Consider the following 22386-nt stretch of genomic DNA (forward strand, 5'->3'; position numbering starts at 1 on the left):
GAGATATGTATGAGCGTAAAACGGATCAGTCGAAATGGCTTCTACCGATCACTAGCCGCCTTTATCGGCGTGGCCATTCTTTGTGGTCCGGCTTTTTCAGAAGAGCCAGCTTCGAAAGAGTCTGCGCCTGAGCGAGGGCTGGCCATCGCACTTGAAGCAGACCAGCGCGACAGTGGTTTCGCGGACACGACGGTCAACCTCGCCATGCTGCTGAACCTGTCCGGAACCGAGGAGGTCCGCCGGGAAATGCGGCAATTGACGCTGGAAGTCGAGGGCGACGGTGACAAGAGCATCATGGTGTTTGACAGACCACGGGATCTCAATGGCACGGCCATACTGACCTTTACTCACAAAGTCGGCAGCGATGACCAGTGGCTCTATCTGCCGGCGCTCAAGCGTGTAAAACGCATATCTTCCGCCGACAAGTCGGGGCCGTTCATGGGCAGCGAGTTTGCCTATGAGGACCTGTCCTCGCAGGAAGTCGAAAAATATACCTACACTTACCTGCGGGACGAGCCTGTGGAAGGCGAACCCTGTTTCGTGGTCGAACGCGTTCCCGTTGATCCAAAATCGGGCTACACCCGTCAGGTAACCTGGGTGGATCAGAGCGAATATCGGCTCAGACGCGTGGACTATTACGATCGCAAGGGCGAACTTCTCAAGACCATGACACTGGCAGGTTACACACAGTACCTGGACCAGTACTGGCGCCCGGCAAAAATGATCATGAAAAATCACCAGAATGGGAAGGGTACTACCCTGATATTCGAGGATTACCGGTTCCGCACCGGCCTGACGGACAGTGATTTCAACCGCAGTGCACTGTCGCGCATTCGATAATAGGAAAGCCATTTTGAAGCATAAAGTGCGCCGCATCGACTTGTCATCCCTGATCCTGGTTCCGTTGCTTGCATATGGGCAATTTGTCGATGCAGCGGCAGACGATTCAGCCAACTCAAGTGCAGACAGCGTTTCGAGCGAATGGACAGGCTACGCCAGCCTGGATACCCGACTGTTTTTCCACAGTCCCGCCCATCCGGGCCAGGATGACCGGAGTCTGTCTGGAGCATTCCAGCCTGAATACTATCGGAACTGGGACTATGGAGCCCAAACTCTGGCGTTTACCCCTTTTTTCCGCCTTGACGCCAATGACGACGAGCGTACTCATGCCGATATACGCGAACTGTTCTGGCGCATGGAGGCCGAACAATTCGTCTTTAAAGCAGGGGTCGACACTGTCTTCTGGGGGGTGGCGGAGTCGCAACATCTGGTCGATATCATCAACCAGACTGATCTGGTGGAAAATATCGATCGGGAAGACAAACTTGGGCAACCCATGCTCAACCTCGACTACCTGAGTGACTGGGGCACCTGGCAGGCTTACCTGTTGCCCTACTTCAGGGAACGTACATTCCCGGGAACAGATGGCCGCCTGCGCAGTGAGCCAGTGGTCGATACCGATGATGCCATTTACGAATCCGGCGACGAAGAACGCCATGTCGATTTCGCCTTGCGCTGGTCCCACTATTTCGGTGACTGGGATATAGGTATCGCGCATTTCAGTGGAACCAGCCGCGAACCGCTGCTGATACTCGATGATTCAGGCCCCAACCCCAGCCTTCGCCCGCTCTACCTGCAGATCGACCAGACCAGCCTCGACGTCCAGGTCACCAAGGGCGCATGGCTTTGGAAGCTTGAGGCGATCTACAACCAGAACAATGTCAATGACTATTACGCCTACGTCGGCGGTTTTGAGTTCACACAATTCGGTATAGCGGGAAGTGCGGTCGACCTGGGCTGGTTGCTGGAGTACAACTACGACGACCGGGGTGATAGCGCTGCCACAGTACTGCAGGATGATATCTTTTTCGGGGTGAGATTGACTGATAACGATATTCATAATACCCGCATTCTGGCGGGGGGCACCGTCGATATAGACTCCAGTTCCACCTTCGCCAATGTGGAAGCTTCACGGCGCTTGAACGAGCATTGGGTTCTTGGCCTGGAAATGCGACTCTTTACCCATGTGGATGAAGAGGATCCTCTCCATCAGATCAAAGATGATGATTACGTTGAAATCCAGTTGACGCGGTACTTCTGATTGTATCGGTCCTAATTGACTGGCTGCAATGTCTGGCCCCCGGTTGGGGGCCCAGAGACGCAGACTTCGTATCGTTTGCGGAATCTACCAATAAGTTACCCATCTATCCTACGCTTTGAGGATCTGATCCACATCGGAGGTGTTGGCCAGTGCACATAGCATGGCGAACGTGTCAGGCGGTATCGTCTTGTTGGCTGGGCTGGCGCACTTCAAGGCCGCGAAGCAGGTTGACAGCGAACCCCCGGAATTTGGCTTAACAGGCATCAGGTTGGAGCCTCTCACACTATTATGAACAGCGATTTTGATTACGATCTTGCATTTTCACGCAATATTGGCTGGGTAACCGAAGCGGAGCAGCGGTTGCTGAAAACCAGGCGCGTGGCGATCGCAGGCCTGGGCGGTGTGGGGGGCAGTCACCTGTTAACTTTGACCCGTCTGGGCATCGGTGCCTTCAATCTCTCGGATTTCGATGAGTTTGGTGTCGAAAACTTTAATCGCCAGGCGGGTGCCAGCCTCTCGTCTGTCGGTCAACCCAAGCTCGAAACCCTGGTCAACAGAGCCCTGGATATCAATCCGGAGCTGGATATCCGCACTTTTCCTGACGGCGTTTCCAGCGAGAACCTGGATGCGTTTTTGCAAGACGTCGATGTGTATGTGGACGGACTGGATTTCTTTGCATTAGCGATGCGCAAGGCCGTATTTGCCGCCTGCGACCGCCTGGGGATTCCGGTAACAACAGCCGCGCCTTTGGGCATGGGTACCGCCGTGCTGAATTTCCTGCCGGGGAAAATGACCTTCGAGGAATATTTTCGCCTGGAAGGGGTTTCGGAAGAGGAGCAGTATTTGCGCTTTTTTGTCGGGTTGGCGCCTGCCCGGCTCCAAAGTGGTTACCTGGTGGATCCGGGGGCTATCGATGTCTTCGCCAGAAAGGGGCCGTCCACGGCAATGGGATGTGAGCTCTGCGCAGGCGCGGCGGCTACCCAGGTATTAAAAATGTTGTTAAAGCGGGGCAAGGTGGTGGCCGCTCCCTGGGGGTTGCAGTTTGATGCCTATGCCAACCGGTTGGCCAAGACCTGGCGGCCCGGCGGCAATAACAACCCCCTGCAGCAGCTGGCCATCAGTATTGGCAAGAAACAGTTGCTGCAAAAGTCAAAACCGAAACAACGGGCCACCTATACGCCGGTAACGGCGGCCGAGAAAGTGCTGGATCTGGCGCGCTGGGCGCCGAGCGGCGACAACACCCAGCCATGGCGGTTTGAGCTGGTGGATGACAATGCGCTGGTGGTGCACGGCTCAGATACAAGGGATAGGGTGGTTTACGACCTCGATGGTCGCGCCAGTCAGATGGCGATCGGTGCTCTTCTGGAATCGATAGAGATCGCCGCTTCAACCCTTGGCTTGAGGGCCAGGATCTTGCAACGCCCTGATCTGCCGGAGGAGACTCCCACCTTTGATGTCACCTTGCGCCCGGATGATAGTCTGGAACCTGATCCCCTGGCCCCCTATTTAAGGGTGCGTTCGGTGCAGCGCCGACCGATGAGCACCCGACCCTTGACCGCTACCGAGCGGTCTCGGCTGGAGCAAAGCCTGCCCGAGGGATATCGGGTGCGCTGGTTTGAGCGTCCGATAAAGCGCTGGCAGGTGGCTCGGCTGATGTTCGCCAACGCCAAGGTGCGGCTCACCATGCCCGAGGCTTATCTGGTGCATAGCAATATTATCGATTGGGGGCAGCAATTCAGCGAAGACAGAATCCCCGAGCAGGCGGTCGGGATCGATCCTCTGACCGGAAAGTTGATGCACTGGGTGATGCAAAGCTGGGAGCGGGTCGCCATTATGAACCGTTACCTGGCGGGTACTTTGGCGCCACGACTGCAGCTGGATCTGGTTCCCGGGTTGCGCTGCGCCGCCCACTTTGCCATCGTAGCACCCAAGGCGCCCGAAACCCTGGAGGACTATCTGCAGGCGGGCCGCGCGATGCAGCGGCTGTGGCTGACGTCTACCCGGCTGGGGCTGGGGGTGCAACCGGAGATGACGCCGCTGATTTTCGCCCGCTATATTCGTGCCGGCATCCCCTTTACCCAAACCCCGTCAGTGGAGCGTCTGGCCGGCGCCTGCGCTGAAAAATTCACGCTATTGTTAGCAGCACAGACGAACCAGGCTGTGTTTATCGGGCGCATAGGTGAAAGCCCGCTGCCGGCCTCCCGTTCCCTGAGGCTGGATCTGAATGCATTGATTATCTCGGAAAAATCAGCCGGTAAACAATCAGCAGGCAGGCCGGCAGAATGAGTGAGCGTCAGTCGGACTCGTCTGAAACAAAACACGAAAAACCTGACGCAAGTAGCGTAATGCACAAAAGACGTGTGCTGTTTTTCGCCGAAGCGGTCACCCTGGCGCATGTTGCAAGACCGATGGTCCTGGCCCGTGTTCTGGAGGATGCAGGTTATGACGTTCACTTTGCCTGTCATCCTCGATACCGGGAACTGTTCCATGCGCTTCAAAGGTCCTGGCGGCCCGTTCAGTCCATCTCCAGCCGGGCATTTCTGGAGGCCTTGGCCAAGGGGCAGCCTCTCTATGACAGTGATACACTCCAGGCGTATATAACAGAAGATCTTGAGGTGATTAAAGAGGTCTCCCCGGATCTTATAATCGGGGACTTCCGCCTGTCTCTGTCGGTGAGCGCGCGCCTTGCGGCTATCCCCTATATGACGATCACCAATGCCTACTGGAGCCCGTACGCCAGGCCAGATTACCGGGTGCCTGAGTTGCCGATCACACGATTCTTTGGCGCCGGGGTGGCAGGAGCATTATTTAAGCTGGCGCGCCCCCTGGCCTTTGCGCTGCATACCCGGCCGCTGAACCGGGTCAGGAAACACTACGGGCTACCGTCTCTGGGTCTGGATCTCAGGCGCACCTATACCGACGCTGACCAGACGCTTTATGCCGATCTCCCCGAGCTCGTACCCACGTTTGAACGTCCTGCGACACACCGGTATATAGGCCCAATCAATTGGTCACCCAGTGTGGCGCTACCGCCATGGTGGGATGAACTGCCCACCGACAAGCCGATTATCTATCTCACCCTGGGCAGCTCCGGACAGAGCGAACTGTTGCCCAGGGTTCTGCAAGCGTTAGCGCAGTTGCCTGTGACCGTTATTGTTGCGACTGCAGGCCTGATTCAGTTAGAGCGCACACCGCAGAATGCCTGGGTTGCCGACTTTTTGCCCGGTGAGCAGGCGGCATCACGTGCCAGCCTGGTGATCTGTAATGGCGGTAGCCCCACCACCCTGCAAGCGCTGGCCGTTGGCGTACCGGTCATCGGTATCGCCAGTAATCTGGATCAGTACCTGAATATGTCCTATCTGGAACAGGCCGGGGTCGGCACCCTGATGCGTGCAGGCCAAACCACCACTTCCCGGCTCCAGCAGGTGGTCGAGACGATGATGGGGAATAACCGTTATCGAGATTGTGCCATGGCGGTAATGGGACAGGTTGCGGCCTATGGGCCAGAAAGAAACTTTGCAGACCTGGTTGCACGGGAGCTCGCCAGGGTCTGAGAAATGGAGACTGTATTGAACTACAGTTATCAAAGCTCTATTGGCTCGGCCGCTGTTGCAGGCCAAGTTGGTCTCAGGGAATCAACCATTAAGGTGGAGAACAACAACCATGCGTCGTTCGGAACTGGTGAATCGTTCAGCCATGCTCCCCCTGCATAAAAAGACCTGGCAGGTTCTGATGTGCGGGATACTGTTCCTCATGCTGCAAGGCTGCGACCAAAGCCTGACGGACGAGGAATACCTCCAGCAGGCACGGGAGGCCGTGGGCCAAGGAGAATATCAAACCGCTGTCGTTGAGTTGAAGAACGCCCTCAAGACCAACCCGGACAATGCCCAGGCTCGCCTGTTACTGGGCCAGGTCTATATTGAACTGGGCGACGGTACCTCCGCAGAAAAGGAGTTGCGTCAGGCGCGGAGCAGGGGGATGGCCGAGGAGATGGTTCTGGTGCCGCTGGCCAATGCATTATTTCTTCAGCGGGAATATAAGAATGTCCTCGAAAACTACAGGCCCCTGGATTCGCTTTCACCGGAGCTGCAGGCTGAGCTGCTGGCCCTGCGTGGCAAGAGCCTGTTACAAACCGGCAGAATCGGCGAGGCCCGGTCGGAGCTGGACAAAGCTCTGGAGCTGGACGCTGGCTCCGTTGCGGCTTTACTGGGTCAGGCCCAGGTCAAGCAGGCTAAAGGTGACCTGACTGCCGCGCGGGAGTGGGTCGACAAGGCGCTGAAAATTCAACCCGATAGCCCGGAAGCCCTGAGTCAGCTGGGCAGGATTGAAGAAGCCAGCGGCAACCTCGAGGCAGCGGAGGAGGCCTACACCCGGGCCATCAATGCCGCGGCCAACAAGTCGATATACATCGCCCAGCGGGTGTTCCTGCGTATCCAGCGCAAGGACATCGAAGGCGCCGAAAAGGATATCGAAAAGCTTTCTGACAATTATCCGGGCAAATATTTCGCCCGGGGCCTGATCCATTTCCAGCAACAGCAGTACCGGGACGCACAGACCGCCTTTGAACAGGCGCAGAGTCGTTATGGCGACTATGCCCCGGCACAGTATTACCTGGGCCTTGTCCATTTGGCCCAGGGCAACGAGCTCCAGGCGGACACCTATCTCAAAAACGTCCTTAACCTGGTACCTGAATCCGGCCCGGCGGCGAGCGTGCTGGCCGGCATGCAGCTGCGCAAGGGGGATCTGGAGAATGCGTATCCGCTGCTCGAATCGGTGCTGCAGCGGAACCCGGACAACCGACATGCGCTGGAGCTGATGGCCGGCCTGGAGCTGCTGCAGGGCAAGCCGGCTCAGGCAATCGAAAAACTGGAGCGATTGGTGGCGCTGGATCCCGACTCGGCCGGCCTGCGCTCCAAGCTCGGGCTTGCTCTGATGGCGCAGGGGGAGGTTGACCAGGCCACGGCCGAGCTGGAAAAGGCAATTGCACTTGAGCCGGGCGCGGATGATCTCGAATTACGCCTGGTCCTGGGCCAAATGCAGGCCGGCGAGAATGCCAAGGCACTGGAATCCGCCGAGCGCTGGGTGGCCAAGAAGCCCCGAAGCGTTCCGGCCCATCTCGGCCTGGCGTGGGCCTTCCTCGCCAACCGGCTGGGAGATCAGGCCCTGTGGACTTTTGAAAAAGTACTGGAGCTGTCACCGGGCAATCCCAGTGCCTCTCACAATTTGGCGGTTTTTGCCCTGCAACGCGGCGATATAAATCAGGCCCTGGGCTTCTACGCAGACAGCCTGAAGCATTACCCGGATCATGCGCGAATCAGCCTTTCACTGGCCAAGCTCCAGCTGCTGATTGGCCAGGATGAAAAAGCCATGCCGCTGCTGGAAAAGGTGTGGCAACAGAACCCTGAGGAAGCCGAACCTGCTGCCTTGCTCGGTAAGACATTGCTTCGCCACGGGAATGCCGTGCGGGCACTGCAGGTGATCCGGGAAGCGGCCGTTGCGTCCCCGCAGGATACGGCGGTGCTCCGTGTTCTGGGCACAGCCCAGGCGGAAACCGGAGATTATCGTAGCGCCGTCAATAGCTACCAGCGCCTGATTGCCCAGCAGCCGGCATCGGCCCCTAACTACTACCTGCTGGCCCAGGCCTACTACAGGAACGGGGACGGGAAAAATTTTGCCGTCGCTCTGGAAAAAGCCTATCAACTGGACCCGACGAACCTTGATACCCGGGTTGCCATGCTTGGCCTGATGCTGCAGCGCCAGCAATGGGACCAGGCCCGGGAACTGGTCGACAAACTGAAACAGGATCACCCGCGTAATCCGGACGTGCATGTCCAGGACGCCCAGTTGTCGACCGCGCTTAACGACCCCCAACAGGCGCTCGAGGCTTACCAGCAGGCTCTGGCGCTGGCACCTGAGCGCAATGACCTGGTGGTGAAATACGGCCTAGCCCTGTGGCAGGCGGGGCAGCGGGAACAGGCCTTCAAACCCATGGAGGACTGGCTCGACAAACACTCGAATGACATCGTAGTCCGGTACAACCTGGCCAATCTCTACCTGCTGGCAGATCGCAAACCCGAAGCCCAGAAGGCGTTTATCGACATCCTCGACAGCAATCCGGACCATATCATTGCCCTGAACAACCTCGCCTGGCTGCTCAGGGATACCGAGCCCAAACAGGCGGTTGCCTACGCGGAACAGGCCTATAAGCTATCCCCGACGGCGCCGGTTCAGGATACCCTGGCGATGATTCTGCTGGCCCAGCCAGGGCAGGAGGCGCGCGCCGTGCGGCTGCTTGAGAATGCCCTGCAGCAGGCTCCAGGGAATGCCGAGATCCATTTCCACCTGGCCCAGGCCCTGGCACAAAGTGGGGACAAACAACGGGCAGCCCAGGTGCTGACCGAGTTGCTGAACAGCAAGGCGGCCTTTCCCGGCAAGCAGCAGGCGCAGAAATTACTCGATGAACTGAGTGGTTGACCGTGGGCGGCGGGCGTAGAATCCCGACGAACCAAGTGTCTAGAGAATAGCCATGCGCAAGATTACCGCCGCTCCGGTCTTTACTTTTGTTTTGTTGCTGTCGCTTATCCTGGCCCTGGCCAGCGTCATCAACTATCTCCTGTTGGGCTGGCTTCCCCTGGGGGATTTTCGCGGTGTGTTCATGGCCCTTGGCTGGGTTCTCCTGGTCTATCTCTGCGGCATTGCCGTTTATCGGGTTTTCCTGCGCTACTTTCCTCTTCGCGAAGGCGAGATCGCCGAGCACTCCCGGGAGGAATTCGGCTATCAGGTGTACCTGCTGTTTTACCTGCTCCTGTTCTACCCCCTGACCCGCAATCACCTGCTGCCCACCCCCCTGATGCGTCTGCTCTACCAGGCCCTGGGCGCCCGCCTGGGGGACAACAGCTACAGCGCCGGGGTTATTATGGACCCACCGCTGACTGAACTCGGGGCCAATACCCTGATCGGGCACGATGCAGTGCTGTTCAGCCACGCCCTGGAAGGCCATCATCTGTCACACGCCAGGATCCGCATCGGTGACAATGTCACCGTGGGCGCCAAGGCCATTGTGATGAGCGGTGTCACCATCGGCGATGGCGCTATGGTGGCGGCGGGCGCCGTGGTGGGCAAAGGCGCTCGAATTGCCCCCGGGGAAATATGGGGCGGCAATCCTGCCCGCCTGCTCAAGGCTCAGACCACGGCGGCTTAGTAATTTCCAGATGTCTGTTAGTATCGCGTCAGTTTTTTTTACACCCTCCCCCAAAGGCGCATCTGTGAGCCTGTCAAAAAAAATCCATACCTTTGTTTTTAAAAGAAATAATGAAAAGGGCATGGGTTGTGCTTTGTATTGAGTGTTCAGTTGACTCTTCGAGTCCAGTTCAATTATCCACGCAGGCTGGCAACCTGACGGGCAACCTAAGTAGGTGACGCACATGAACAAGAAAACACTCTTGGCCGCGGGTTTCGCCCTGGCCTGCACCCTGTCGGCGCCGGTGTTCGCCACCGACACCATCATGTTTGACCCCGATGGCACGGGTGAAGCTGCCAACGGTACCCTTAATGTAGGTTCATTTGATTGGGCGCCGGGCAGCACCCTGTCCGTCGACACCATTCCCACTGCAGAGGGAGACGACGTCGTATCCTACTCCCACGCATCCCTGGGCATCTTGGTCAATGAAAACGGCATCGGCATTGCGCCAAGCGGGCTCAATACCAATTTTGAAATCACCTTTGTCGCGGGCTTTACGGAAACCATCGATAGCGTAGAAACCTCGCCAACTGTATTGGTTAGCGATGGCGGCGACGGTATTGGCGGTGGCAACGATATTTACACCTTCTCCCAGACCATCACCCTGGTGGAGGCCGGCACCCAAACTGTCAATTTCTTTGAAATCTATTACGACGATTTTTCTGCCGGCTCACAAAACAACCCGCTGGCGGGTACTGGTTATCGTGACGGGCAGTTGATCCTGAGCGCCGAGTTGGTCAGCCTCAGCGGTAACTTCACCGCAGACTTCACATTCGTGGATGTTGACAACAGTGGAGGCTTCAATGCCGGCGACATCCTGCAAACCAGCCTCCTGGACCAATTCGGCGCAGACCAATGGGGTGGACAGCAAACCATTAGCGGCGAAGGCTCCACCCAACTGGTCGCGGACGTGACCTTCCAGGACTATGATTTCTTTATATCCAATGTCTCAGCCCTGGTGCAGGATCTGTTCTTCAATACCTCCAATATACTGCCGTTCGCGCAAACCAACCCGTCCATGCAATTTGACGGTTCCACCATCATTCCTGACATTGGCGCTGTCAACGGCTTCAGCGGCCCCGACATCCTGTTCCAGACGGACGCTAACTCTGGCTTTGTAACCACGGAAGTTCCTGAGCCCAGCACGGTACTGCTCTTCGGCTTGGGGCTGTTGCTCCTGGGGTTTGGAAGCCGGAACCAATTCGCCAGAAGGAGTTAATCGCCTGCAGGCAAGCGACAAGTAAGTATCGACAAGGATTGTGCCAGTGATGTCACAATCCTTTTTTCACCAGGCTATCGGATGGCTCTTAGAAACTTGGTTATTACGAAATCGGTTACAAGGAGCTCTAATATGAACATTAGACGTTTTACTAACAGGTTATTTCCAATGGCATTGGCCATCGGTTTGTGCCTGCCTTTGGCATACGCTCAGGCATCCACACCGGTTGAGTTCGACCCGGATGGCCAGGGTGGTGGTGGCGCCTTTACCATCGGTTCCCTGGACTGGTTACCGGGCAGCACCGTGATCAAGGACGAAATCCCGGTTTTAGAGGATTCAACGGTGAGCGCCCAGGCGTACTCCCACTCGGCGCTGGCCGCCGCGGTAGATCCTGACGGGATTGTTATAAATCCGCCCGGGCTCAACGTCAATTACGAAATCACCGTGTTCCTGGCCAACGGCGTCCAGATCACCTCCAACTCAGACGGCACCATAGTGCTGCTCGCGCTGGACCCCGCCAACGGGGACAATTACTTCGAGATGTACTACGACAATAACCCCAATGCGAATCCCCTGGCGGGCACCGGGTTCAGTGACGGCCTGTCGATACTCCGCGGGCAACTGACGGTTTTGTCGGGTAACTTTACACAGAGTACCGACCTGAATGGTATTCCCTTACAGGGGAACCTGGATGAGTTTGGTACCAATAACTGGCCCGGGACAGGCACTGTTTTGGGGCAAGGCTCCCAACAACTCGCCGTGCTGGTGCAGTACGTGGACAAGGACTTCTTCCCCAGCGGCGTCGATCTGGGCACCATACTTCCCTTTAATAACAGCCAGGTCGTCAGCTTCAAGCAAACCAACCCGTCCATGAACTTCGACCTAAGCCCCATAGCAGGGGCACTCGATCCCGTCGACCCCGGCGCCATCAATGGCCTATCGGGACCCGACATTCTCCTGCAGATTGACCCTAATAATGCCTTCGAGTTTATCCCTCCGGAAATGGCCTGCCGGGTGACAGGCGGCGGCAATGACACCGCTGGGATCTTCGAGGATGGCGTAACGCCGGGTTGGGACGGCACGGTCGCAGAGGGGCTGATGACTCCCACGGTCACCAAGAAAAAAGGTAAGGTCTCCAGTCTTGTTGCGCTGGATCCCTACCGCTACACCATGGGCGGCCAGGCCGGCGCCAACACGGCCCTGCAGCCTCAGCCCAAGGGTGAGTGGACCCACTCCAACCATAATAGCCCCAACAACCTGAAGTTCACCTTCCATGCCGGTACCGCCAGCGCGCCGGACGGCACCGAAATCGACGAGATTATTTGTACGGATGCAGGCTATTGCAGGCAAGCTCGGCCTGCGCCTAACAAGCAGATCGACTTCGTCGGTATTGGTACTTTCAAGAATCTCAGCTGGAAAAATCCAGAGCTGGTACACAGTGTGGGTGTGGTGGATACGGCGTTCTACGATATTCAGCCTGAGCCCGTGGGCAACAAGCCCAATCAGGACCCGGCGACCGTCCACTGGTTCCAGGTCCATATCGAAGATCTGGGTGAGCCCGGCAACAAGATGGAAGACGGCGCCGTCTGCCCCGACATGGGGTCCGGCAACGATCCGTTCGCCAACCCTCCGGTCACCGACAAGCTTGCTGACTGCGGCTGCGCCGACTTCTACCATATCAGGATCTACGAGGGCGTCGTGCCCACGCTCAACGCGGACGGCGAGGTCACCAATATCAACAAGGACAACCTGATCTATGAAGTGTACGGCTATCTCAACGGCGGTAACTTCCAGATCCACCCTCTGACCGGCTTTGATCTGAAGTAAGGGAGTTAATCGTCAGGTCGATAAATGTCAGGTCGAAAAAAGCCTCCTCGAGTCTAGCTCGAAGAGGCTTTTCGTTTTTCCACTTCACTATCACTCCGATTTCTATAAGACGTGCATATGCGTTGATCTCGGATTCAGATCGCGGATACAGAAGGTCCGCGAATCCGGGGCTGCCAGGTTTTGGGGAGTTATTTATCGGCAGGGACTTTGAAGGCAAGCGGCATAATACTCCTGTGCTTATTTTGAGTGATGAATGACGACCGGCAGGTCAGACATTTTGCCCCAGTGGAAATCACCTAGCAGTCGTTCCAGCCTCGGCAGAGTCCGATGCAGATTCAGATAGTGCCGAAACCTGGATTTAGCCGACGCCGCTTGAATTCTCGGTTGCTCGGGCGCGATTTCCCAGGGATGAACATAAAAAACGACAGGCCCGGCGAGCTGTCGGGCGGCCTTTTGCAGTAGCCTTTTTGACAAGGCATAGGGGTAGAGTCTGAAGTAGCCGCCACCGGCACAGGGTATACGTCGGTTGAACACCTCAGCCGTGGCCACCGGGATTTCGAGCAGACCGTTGTCCCATAGAAAAGGTGTGCGCGGCGCGTGCCTGTAGCCATACAGATCATGGGGCACGGGGTTGATGCTTGAACTGTATCGGTATCCTGCCTCTCGAAGCTCGTCTTGAATCCAGGGCCTGTTTTCGTCAATCGAAAAGCTGGGGGCCCGATAGCCAGCCACTGGCGCACCGGTTAGATCTTCCAGCAAGGCTTTGGACCGGGTGATATCCTGCCTGAATTCGTGTTGAGAAAGATGATTCAGGCGCTGGTGATGGTAGCCGTGACTGGCGATTTCATGGCCAAGTGCTGCGATCTCCCGAATCAGGCTGGGGTAGCGCTCGGCGACCCAGCCGAGGACAAAAAAAGTGGCTTTGGTCGCCTTTCCCGCCTTTCCCACCGCCGCGTCTAACGACTGGATAATGCGCTGGACATTGGCTTCAATGTGACAGGGATACTGATCCCAGCGATCGGGAGAAATAACCGTTTCGAACGCCGCCACGTGGAAGTAATCCTCGACATCGATAGTGATCGCATAGTCCGTCGATATCTCGGGGAAAGGGGCAGGGAGCATAGCTCTGAATTCCTTGTCACTCTGATGGGAGAATGATCGCAAGCAAAAAACTATTGTCAGCCGTCAGCCGTCAGCCGTCAGCCGTCATGCTCGGTAGCGGTGTTTGATAAGTGTAGTTGAAGGAGCTGCAGGGCAGAGTCGGCCTGTAGCCCGTGAGGCGCGTGATCAAACGCTTTTCTTTGAAACGGGTTATCACTTCAAGAGCTTGCCGGATGCTGCAGGAGCTGGGGCCTGTGAGCCACAGAGATCAGTCTTCAATACTATACTTCTCTTCGATTGCTGCTTGCTTGGCGGTATTGATCGGGGTTGGGGAGTGGCATGATGGACGGGGGTGTAATGCATCGGTACGCATGGGTCTGGCTCGGTCTGATGCTGACGACGGGCCTTGGCAGTGGCTACGGTCAGGCGTCCGAACTGGCGGACACCGTCTCTGCTGTCAAACCGTCAATCGTTGGTATCGGAACCTACTCGCCAAGCCGACGTCCTCCCTCACGCTTGTTGGGCACCGGCTTTGTCGTGGGCGATGGACGCCATATAGCGACCAACGCCCATGTGGTTGATATCGAACTAGACGACCTCAAGCAGGAGCAGCTGGTGGTTTTTGTTGGTATCGGGAATACTCCTCGGGTGATTCCGGCGAAGGTCGTCGCCTCTGAAAGTCGCCACGACCTGGCACTGCTGAAAGTATCCGACAGGCTACCTGTAATGCGGCTTTCGAACAGGAAAACCGTTCGCGAGGGCGAGAGCTACGCCTTTACCGGCTTTCCGCTGGGGGCCATTCTGGGTCTTTACCCCGTGACGCACCGTGGCATGATCTCCAGCATCACGCCGATGGGGATACCGGCACAATCATCCGGGCAGTTATCTGCACATAAAATCCGGCAGTTGCGACAGCCCTTGATGGTATACCAGCTGGACGCCACCGCGTACCCCGGCAACAGCGGCAGTCCGCTGTATGACCCGGACGATGGAACCGTGGTCGGAATTCTTAACGGGGTCTATGTCAAATCGACCAAAGAGGATGTCCTGAGTGACCCCAGCGGCATCAGCTATGCGATTCCGGTGCGTTATCTGCGTGAGTTGCTATCCAGTCTAACGGGCGGCTGAGACCTGGCTGCGAATTTTCCGGGAGAGAGGCGGGTGAAGGGAATTGAGCTTCCAATGATGGTTGCCGAGTTCAGTTATCTGGCCGCAACCCTGGCGTATGCTACCGTGCTGGTACTGACCCTGTTTCTATGGCGAGGGCGGCTGCAGGGGGGCTGGTTGCTGCTGGCTCTGGGGCTGATGGTTGTTTGGTCCGGCTATCTGGGGCTGAACAGCGGCGGGGAGCGTCTTGGTATTCCGGGTTCTGAGGAACCAGACCCGAATCAATTTTTTCTGGAGATAGTGCGGGATGCCGGTTGGGTCATGCTGTTGTGGCGGCTGCACGCGAGCAATCAGGACGTTGGCACACGAAATTTTTGGTCCAGCCGGTGGCTGTGGGGGTTTTTTCCGCTGCTGATCGTTCTGCTGTTGGGGAGTTTGCTGCAATTTTCATTGGGAGAGAGTGGCAGGTTTTTGCCTGCTTCTCTCACTCTTATGAGCCCCTTTATGCTGGTGATCCTGGCGCTCATTTTGCTGGAACAGTGGTACCGCAATATACCCCGGGAGCAGCGCTGGTCGGTCAAGTTTTTCTGTGTCGGGACTGCTGTGGTGTTCGGCTACGATTTCCTGCTCTACTCAGAGGCGCTGCTGTTTAACCGGGTGGACGCGACTCTTTGGCAGGTGCGTGGGTTCGTATGCGCGCTAATGGCGCCGCTATTGGCGGTTTCCATCGCTCGAAACAAGGGAGGAGATCGTCAGTTACACCTGTCTCATCGGGCGGTGTTTTTCTCCACCGGCCTGTTTTTAGCGGGCATCTATCTGCTTGTCATGTCGATGGTCGGTTACTACCTGCGCTGGTTCGAATCCAGCCAGGGCAGCGCGGTCCGGGTGGTGTTTATTGTAGTGGCGCTTTCGCTCCTGTGCCTGCTGGTTGGCTCGGGGCGTTTCCGTTCGATCGTCGCTGTCTGGGTCAGCAAGCACTTTTTATCCTACAAATATGATTACCGTGTGGAATGGATGAAGGCCAACGAACGCTTTTCCGCACTGCCGCTGGATAACTTCTATTACGAGCAGTTGATCCAGGGGATGGCTGATCCCCTGGATAGCCTGGGAGGGATTCTCTGGGTACGCGAAGGCGGGGAGTTTGTCGTCAAGGGCTGGAGCAGTGTCAAGCCGTTGTCCAATCTGTCGAGCCGTGAAGATGGGGCCTTGCTCGACTTCTGTCAGGAGAGTGGCTGGGTCATCGAGGTACCAGAATACCTGGCTGCGCCGGCTCACTATGGCGACCTTCAAATTGCCGATCGACTGTTGGAAGGGCAGCAGCTTTGGCTGTTGGTGCCCTTACTGCATCAGGGCGCTCTTCATGGGCTGGTTGGCTTGGCCCACCCGCGGGCAGAACGCACCCTCAACTGGGAGGATCACGATCTGTTGAAGGCACTCGGTTCTCAGCTGGCTGCTCTGATAACCCTCAGAGACACGACGGAGCAGCTAGCGGCCACCCATCAGTTCGAGGCCTATTATCGTTTCTCGGCGTTTGTGGTTCACGATATCAAGAACGTAGTGGCCCAACTTTCCATGGTCGCCAAGAACGCCGAACGGCACAAGCGCAATCCCGAGTTTGTGGACGATACGCTGGAGACTCTGGACAACGCAGTGCAGCGCATGAACAGGATGTTGAGCCAGCTCAAGCAGCAGGGCGTGCTCGCAGCGCGCGCAGAAATCGTCAATGCACTCGATATAGCCAGGGCCGTCGTGCAAAACCAGAAGGACCAGCTGCCCAAGGTGGAGTTGGTGATTCCCGAGGGCCCGGCTGCGGCGTTAAAGCTCAAGACTGAGCGCGATAAGCTCGTCTCGGTGTTGGGTCATCTGGTTCAGAATGCGCAGGAGGCGACCCCGGCGGAGGGTTTTGTCCGTTTGTTGGTAGACAACCGGGACGGGATGGCTATCTTTAGTGTGATGGACAATGGCTGCGGCATGAGCGAGCAGTTCCAGCGTGAGCGGCTTTTCAAGCCCTTTGATACCACCAAAGGGCGTGCGGGTATGGGGATTGGCGTCTACGAAACCCGTCAGTTCGTTGTTCAGAACCAGGGATCCCTCGAGGTCAGTAGTGCGCCGGGGCAGGGCAGTGAATTTCGTGTGGCACTGCCGGCGTATGAGATACATGGGGGGCTGGAAGCAGAGACAGGTAAAGCAGTATGAGTAATGGCCGGGAAAGCGATAAGAAGCTCCTTTTGGTTGTCGAGGATGACATGGGGCTTCAGAAACAGCTCAAGTGGGGATTGGAGCAGTACGAGCTGGTGTTTGCGACTGACCGGGAAACCGCCATTGCGCAACTAAGGCGATACGAACCGGATGTGATCACCCTGGACCTGGGATTGCCGCCCGATCCTGCCAATGCCTCGGTGGGGATGCAGGTGCTGCAGGAAATTTTGCAGCTTCATCCTGAGTCTAAGGTTATCGTCCTCACCGGCAATGACGACAAGGTCAATGCGGTTAACTCGATCGGCCTGGGGGCTTATGATTACTGCCAAAAGCCCATGGACCTGGATACGCTGGGCTTGATACTGGAGCGGGCTTTTCTGCTCCGCGAGCTGGAAAAGGAGAATCGCAGGCTGGCGGCCATTCGATTGCAAAATTCGCCGCTGCAGGGCGTGATCGCGGCCTCCGAGGAAATGCTTGAAGTCTGCAAGCTTGTCGAACGCATCGCGCCTGCCAATATCAGTGCTCTCTTGCTGGGAGAAAGCGGTACCGGCAAGGAGGTTCTGGCCGTAGCTATCCACGCCCTGAGCGATCGAGCCAGTCAGCGTTTTGTTGCGATCAACTGCGCCTCGATACCGGAAAATTTGTTGGAAAGCGAACTTTTCGGCTACGAGAAAGGGGCCTTTACGGGGGCCGTCAAACAAACTCCGGGGAAGGTCGAAACCGCCCACCGTGGCACCTTGTTCCTGGACGAGATCGGTGATATGCCGATGCCGCTTCAGTCCAAGCTGTTGCGTTTTTTACAGGAAAGGCGCTTTGAGCGACTTGGTGGACGCCAGGAGATCGAGGTGGACGTGCGGATTATCAGCGCGACGCATCAGGATTTGGAAGAGATGACCCGTGACGGTCGTTTTCGGGAGGATCTTTACTACCGGCTGAGCGAGTTCGTGATCACCATTCCTCCACTTCGAGCACGTCCAGGCGATGCCATACTCATAGCTCGTACCTTCTTTAACCGGTACTGCGACGAGCTGGGGCGGCCGTTGAAGGGCTTTAGCGAGGAGGCTTGTCAGGCGGTGGAGGAATATGGCTGGCCGGGGAATGTACGCCAACTGGAAAACAGGGTCAAACGCGCGGTGATCATGGCGGATGGCAGTCAGGTTACTGCCAGTGATTTAGGGTTGCCACAGGGGGAGGCGCAGGATGTCTGGCCCTTGAATCTCAAGCAGGTTCGCGATATCGAGGAGAAACGTGCGATCGTGAGGGCGCTGGGGTTTACTGACAACAATATTTCCAGGGCCTCAGAGCTGCTCGGCATTACCCGGCCAACTTTGTACGCGTTGCTGGAAAAGCATGCAATTCAGTGTGCCCGGTAAAGTTGGCTTGTTTTGAGGGTATAAGCCGCATTGACTCGCGAGTGTGTCAGTTTTTATTACAGTGGTCGAATACGATTTTATCAACCTATTGTTTTTAAAGTAAATATTTCTGTGGCTTGAATATTGCTGACTTTTTAGTAAAGGCCTGAAACTTAGGTTTAGCGTCAGGAGGGGCCCCAGACGACGTGGATTTTCTATAATGGATGCCGATGATGGATACCGATGAGAAACACTCCAAGAAGTCAGACCCAACCCGGCGCCGGCTGCTAATAGGGCTTGCCGGTACGCCCATTATGGCATCCTTGCCCAGTCGATCGGCGTGGGGGGCGGAGTGCTCCATATCAGGCATGCTTAGCGGCAACCTTTCTAACCACCTGCATGACTGCCGCACGCTCGGGGATGGCAAGACGCCGGAGTATTGGAAGAGCCATCCCGTCTGCTGGCCTGCGGTTCTGGGGCTCGAATGTGGGACCATGTACAAGCCCAAGGTTAATGGGAGTGGGCCGCCAAAGAAGGTCAGTAATCCCTGCGATGAGTGTGATGATCAGGGCCGTGTGCTATCGGATAATACTTATACCTATGCTAACGGAACCACTCTTGATAGTTTGATCACTCAGGTACTGGCCACATCCGGTTCTTCTCTTAGCTGGGTCGGTGGTTTTGCGCTCCCGATAATGGCGTACCTGTTTGGTAGCGACGCTTACGCTCAGCAGGCGAGCGCCGCTTTGCTGAATACCTTGCACTCCAGCGTTACTTACCCGTATTCGCACCGGGAGATTACTGAGGCGTTGGTCACTGTCCATGGCGATGTGACCAAGGAAATCCAGCTGGAGGGAATTTTGGCCCACTTCAACGCAAATGGTGCTGAAAATGCTGCGTTGGTACAGCGGTGTACGATATAGGTCAATACAGCATGGATGAGCTTAGATGGTACTTGGATTTCAGCTACGCGGAGGCTTCCAGACGCTGGCAGGATGGCGCGGTGGTATTTCATCCTTTGTCCGGTGATACTTTCGAGCTTAACGATCTCGCCGACCATTTATTGTGTTGCCTGGATGGACAGAACCCGCAGACAACCGAGTCTCTGATCGGGCAAGCCGCAGCCTTGTATGTTGAGATTGAGGAGCTACCGCGGATAGTTGGCGACACCCTGCATTTACTGCAGGAATGCCAGCTGGTGCGCGCGCTTTGAGTCACCTGTATCGTCCGGGTGTCGAAGGGGATAACACCTGGTATTTCGAATTTGGTTCTTTCACGGTCGCACTGACTTCCCGCGTCAACTCCGTCCAAAAGTGGATTCCCTTTCTTTACCAGCCGTTTCGAAAAACGGTGACTCGTCCTGCCTTCATTGACTTCCGTATCCGGGTAGAGCGACCGGCGTCATTGCGCCGCTGGGTGCGTCCACAGGTGAATTTTTATCTTGATGGCTTCGCCCCGTTCAAGCCTCTGCCGGCTCTTCAGGCGGTTCCACTGTTTGAGTGGGGTTTGAACTGGTGTATCGCCAATCAGTATCATCGGTACCTGCATTTCCATGCGGCTGGCGTCGAAAAAAACGGGGTCATGGTGATTCTCCCGGCCCCGCCGGGGTCTGGCAAGAGCACCCTGGCAGCAGCATTGATGCAGCATGGCTGGCGTTTGTTCTCGGACGAGATCCTGATGGTGGAACCCTCTACTGCCTGTGCGATACCTATCGGGCGTCCGGTCAACCTGAAAAACGAGTCTATCGACCTGCTGCGTCAGCTATTTCCCCAGGCGGAGTTGACGGAAAAATTTTACGACACCTCTAAAGGGGTGATAGCGCTGATGAAGCCAACGGCTGAAACGGCTTCCCGGGTATCGGTGGGAGCGATGCCGACTCATATTATTACTCCCCGCTACTTGGCAGGTAGCGCCTTAAGTGTTCGCGCATGCCGAAAACCGGCGGCATTAATGGCGTTAATCGATAATAGCTTCAATTATCATATTCTTGGCAAATCGGGCTTTGATACGGCCTGCAGGTTGGTGGATCAGTGTGACTGTTTCACGCTGGAGTACAGTCGATTTGAAGAGGTTTTCGAATTTTTTGATGGGTTGTGCGAAGGGGCACGGAGTGATTGAGGCGCTGTTAAGTAATCCCTCGTTAGCGACGGAGTACTCGGATGAACAGTGGGACCAGGCAATCCGGTTGGGGCGGTCTGCTAACCTGTTGGCACGGTTGTGCCAGTTACTCGCCGACAAGGATCTACTGAAAGAGGTTCCGCAAAAGGCGTATCATCACTTGGTCTCGGCCTCACTTCAGGCACAGAAGCAGCGTACGCAGGTACAGTGGGAAGTCAAACTGCTGGCGAAGGAGCTGCACAATATTGGGGTGCAGCCCATTTTGTTGAAGGGGGGCGCTTACATCTATGCGAACAAGCCCGCCGGACAAGGCCGTACCCTGACTGATATTGATGTCTTGGTGCGTAAAGAGGAACTGCTAAAAGTTGAGCGACAACTGAAAACAGTCGGTTGGTATTCCGAAAAATCCGACGATTACGATCAGCATTATTATCGAGAATGGACTCATGAAATTCCGCCATTGATTCACTATAAAAGACAGACAGTGCTGGATATTCATCACAACATATTTCCCGTGCTTCGGTTTCGGGTCGATATTGAAAGGTTAATAGATCAGGTTTGCTTTGATGCTGATGGCGTAGGGACTTTACATCTGTACGATATGATTATTCATAGTGCTACGCATCTATTTTTTGAGGGAGAGTTCGAAAATGGCCTGAGAGATCTTTCTGATATGGATCTTCTCTTTCGAGAGTTACATCCGGATGACTGGCAGAAACTCAAGCATCGAGCACAGGAACTGCAGTTGGCCAGACCTCTATTCTACGCTCTAAGGTATTGCCGGCACTGTTTGTCCAGTCCGATACCTGATGATATCTGGGCGGCGAGTGATACTGGAGCTCCAAACGCTTTACAGCTGCGAGTGGCGGACATATTATTCACCCGCGTACTCATACCTCACCATTCTCTGGTCAAAAAACCTGGGCACAGGCTGGCAAAATATATGCTTTACTGGCGTGGCCACCTGCTTAAAATGCCCCTTACGGTATTAGGCCCTCATTTGCTTCGAAAGTTAATGCGTTCAATATCTGTCGGCAGGGATTAACTCTGGTAACCGGCTGTTCTGTGCGTTTAGGGTGTTCCGTCACCTCTCGTAATCTTCCAGCGTCCTGTCGACCTCCTGCTTGAGCTTTTTGTCCAGGTCTTTCAACAGCTCAACCTTCTCATTAACCATGATACTTAGATATTTGTTGATGAGTATAATTTTTCTCTGCAGTTCAGATACATCACTCGTAATGGATGCCAGAAGTAGATCTGTATTGCCTTCGGTGGGGGGCGGTTGACGGTGGCTTAACAGGGGAGAGAACTCTTCTGCGAGTTCTTCTGCCACTGTAGTGACAGTATTTTCATCTACCATCGTAAACTCTTCGAGAAAGCAGAGCAGTAACAGGCGATCGCAGAATACGTTAATTTTTCTTGGTATTCCCTTGGTGTACCGGTAAATTTCCTTGAATGCACCGTCGCAGAAGCCGGGATTTTCCGTCCAGCCGGCCACCCCGAGACGCCACAGGATATACGCCTTGACCTCCACTTCGCTCAGAGGTTGCAGGTGGAAGGCCGCGATAACGCGTTGCCTAAACTGCTCCATGTCTGGATCCTGGATAATCGTCCGCAACTCCGGTTGACCCAGCAGGAAGCTCTGCATCAGCGGCGTATCCTTGACCTGGAAATTGGAAAGCATTCGCAACTCTTCAATCGCGCTGGCCGACAGATTCTGAGCTTCATCTACCAGTAGGAGTACCCGTTTCTTGGCCTGATGAGCCGACTGCAGAAAGTCCTGAAACTGCTGTAGCAACACCGCCTTGGGTTTATTCTCCGCCGGCAGCCCGAAGGCGCTGCAGATCATGCGCAGCAGGTCATCGGCTTCCAGTTTGGTTGTCACCAGTTGGGCGATGACGAGGTTGTCCCGATCGATCGTGGACCAGAGCTTGCGCATTAAGGTGGTTTTGCCGGTGCCGATCTCGCCGGTGATCACGATAAACCCTTCGCCCTGGCTCAGTCCGTAATGCAGATAGGATAGGGCGCGCTTGTGGCTCTTGCTTGTAAAGAAAAACTCAGTCGCCGGACTTAGCTGGAAGGGTTTGGCGGTAAAGCCGAAATATGACGTATACATAGGTCAATA

Annotated in this window: 17 protein-coding genes; 15 read left to right on the forward strand and 2 right to left on the reverse strand. The window is 55.9% G+C overall.

Annotated elements, in window-relative coordinates; translation table 11 throughout:
* The first annotated feature begins 9 nt into the window (after positions 1 to 9).
* The 8 genes from A8C75_RS08360 (at position 10) to A8C75_RS08395 (ending at position 12387) form a co-directional block, all read left to right on the forward strand.
* Complete coding sequence (locus A8C75_RS08360; protein ID WP_067380652.1) at positions 10 to 840, forward strand: outer membrane lipoprotein-sorting protein; 831 nt, start codon at positions 10 to 12, stop codon at positions 838 to 840.
* Between the two features lie 13 nt (positions 841 to 853).
* A complete protein-coding gene (locus tag A8C75_RS08365; protein ID WP_067380655.1) occupies positions 854 to 2101 on the forward strand; it encodes a hypothetical protein in 1248 nt (415 codons plus the stop codon).
* A gap of 288 nt (positions 2102 to 2389) precedes the next feature.
* The gene (locus A8C75_RS08370; protein ID WP_067380658.1) at positions 2390 to 4387 is read left to right on the forward strand and encodes a ThiF family adenylyltransferase; all 1998 of its coding nucleotides are present in this window, start codon (positions 2390 to 2392) and stop codon (positions 4385 to 4387) included.
* 59 nt (positions 4388 to 4446) lie between these two features.
* Positions 4447 to 5655 carry a glycosyltransferase gene (locus A8C75_RS08375; protein WP_227819864.1) on the forward strand — a complete coding sequence of 403 codons (1209 nt, stop codon included), beginning with the start codon at positions 4447 to 4449 and terminating at the stop codon, positions 5653 to 5655.
* 109 nt (positions 5656 to 5764) lie between these two features.
* Positions 5765 to 8575, forward strand: a complete 2811-nt coding sequence (gene prsT, locus A8C75_RS08380; RefSeq protein ID WP_067380664.1) for an XrtA/PEP-CTERM system TPR-repeat protein PrsT — start codon at positions 5765 to 5767, stop codon at positions 8573 to 8575.
* Between the two features lie 52 nt (positions 8576 to 8627).
* On the forward strand, positions 8628 to 9302 hold the full coding sequence (locus tag A8C75_RS08385) for an acyltransferase (protein ID WP_067380667.1): 675 nt from the start codon (positions 8628 to 8630) through the stop codon (positions 9300 to 9302).
* Positions 9303 to 9525: 223 nt separating this feature from the next.
* Complete coding sequence (locus A8C75_RS08390; RefSeq protein WP_067380671.1) at positions 9526 to 10560, forward strand: PEP-CTERM sorting domain-containing protein; 1035 nt, start codon at positions 9526 to 9528, stop codon at positions 10558 to 10560.
* 168 nt (positions 10561 to 10728) lie between these two features.
* A complete protein-coding gene (locus tag A8C75_RS08395; RefSeq protein ID WP_067380674.1) occupies positions 10729 to 12387 on the forward strand; it encodes a hypothetical protein in 1659 nt (552 codons plus the stop codon).
* Between the two features lie 237 nt (positions 12388 to 12624).
* Here the strand turns inward: A8C75_RS08395 and A8C75_RS08400 are convergent, their stop codons facing one another.
* The gene (locus tag A8C75_RS08400; protein WP_067380677.1) at positions 12625 to 13509 is read right to left on the reverse strand and encodes an XrtA system polysaccharide deacetylase; all 885 of its coding nucleotides are present in this window, start codon (positions 13507 to 13509) and stop codon (positions 12625 to 12627) included.
* A 336-nt stretch (positions 13510 to 13845) separates the two neighbouring features.
* On the opposite strand from A8C75_RS08400, the gene A8C75_RS08405 reads away from it, so the two are divergent.
* From A8C75_RS08405 to A8C75_RS08435, 7 genes are all read left to right on the forward strand, one after another.
* The gene (locus A8C75_RS08405; protein ID WP_067387112.1) at positions 13846 to 14616 is read left to right on the forward strand and encodes a S1 family peptidase; all 771 of its coding nucleotides are present in this window, start codon (positions 13846 to 13848) and stop codon (positions 14614 to 14616) included.
* A gap of 33 nt (positions 14617 to 14649) precedes the next feature.
* Positions 14650 to 16791, forward strand: coding sequence for an XrtA/PEP-CTERM system histidine kinase PrsK (prsK, locus tag A8C75_RS08410; protein WP_157890246.1), 2142 nt, complete (start codon positions 14650 to 14652; stop codon positions 16789 to 16791).
* Positions 16788 to 18167, forward strand: a complete 1380-nt coding sequence (gene prsR, locus A8C75_RS08415; protein WP_067380682.1) for a PEP-CTERM-box response regulator transcription factor — start codon at positions 16788 to 16790, stop codon at positions 18165 to 18167. The genes prsK and prsR overlap by 4 nt, the downstream gene beginning before the upstream one ends.
* 212 nt (positions 18168 to 18379) lie before the next feature.
* Positions 18380 to 19069, forward strand: a complete 690-nt coding sequence (locus A8C75_RS08420; protein ID WP_157890247.1) for a hypothetical protein — start codon at positions 18380 to 18382, stop codon at positions 19067 to 19069.
* Between the two features lie 11 nt (positions 19070 to 19080).
* Positions 19081 to 19359 (forward strand): HPr-rel-A system PqqD family peptide chaperone, encoded by a 279-nt coding sequence (locus tag A8C75_RS08425; protein WP_067380688.1) that lies wholly within the window; start codon positions 19081 to 19083, stop codon positions 19357 to 19359.
* A complete protein-coding gene (locus A8C75_RS08430; protein WP_157890248.1) occupies positions 19356 to 20264 on the forward strand; it encodes an HprK-related kinase A in 909 nt (302 codons plus the stop codon). The genes A8C75_RS08425 and A8C75_RS08430 overlap by 4 nt, the downstream gene beginning before the upstream one ends.
* Positions 20257 to 21309, forward strand: a complete 1053-nt coding sequence (locus A8C75_RS08435; protein WP_157890249.1) for a nucleotidyltransferase domain-containing protein — start codon at positions 20257 to 20259, stop codon at positions 21307 to 21309. The genes A8C75_RS08430 and A8C75_RS08435 overlap by 8 nt, the downstream gene beginning before the upstream one ends.
* 39 nt (positions 21310 to 21348) lie before the next feature.
* On the opposite strand, the gene A8C75_RS08440 is transcribed toward A8C75_RS08435, so the two are convergent.
* Entirely contained in the window at positions 21349 to 22377 is a 1029-nt protein-coding gene (locus tag A8C75_RS08440; protein ID WP_067380696.1) for an XrtA/PEP-CTERM system-associated ATPase, read from the reverse strand.
* Positions 22378 to 22386: the final 9 nt, after the last annotated feature.

Source organism: Marinobacterium aestuarii, assembly GCF_001651805.1.
Classification (GTDB): domain Bacteria; phylum Pseudomonadota; class Gammaproteobacteria; order Pseudomonadales; family Balneatricaceae; genus Marinobacterium_A; species Marinobacterium_A aestuarii.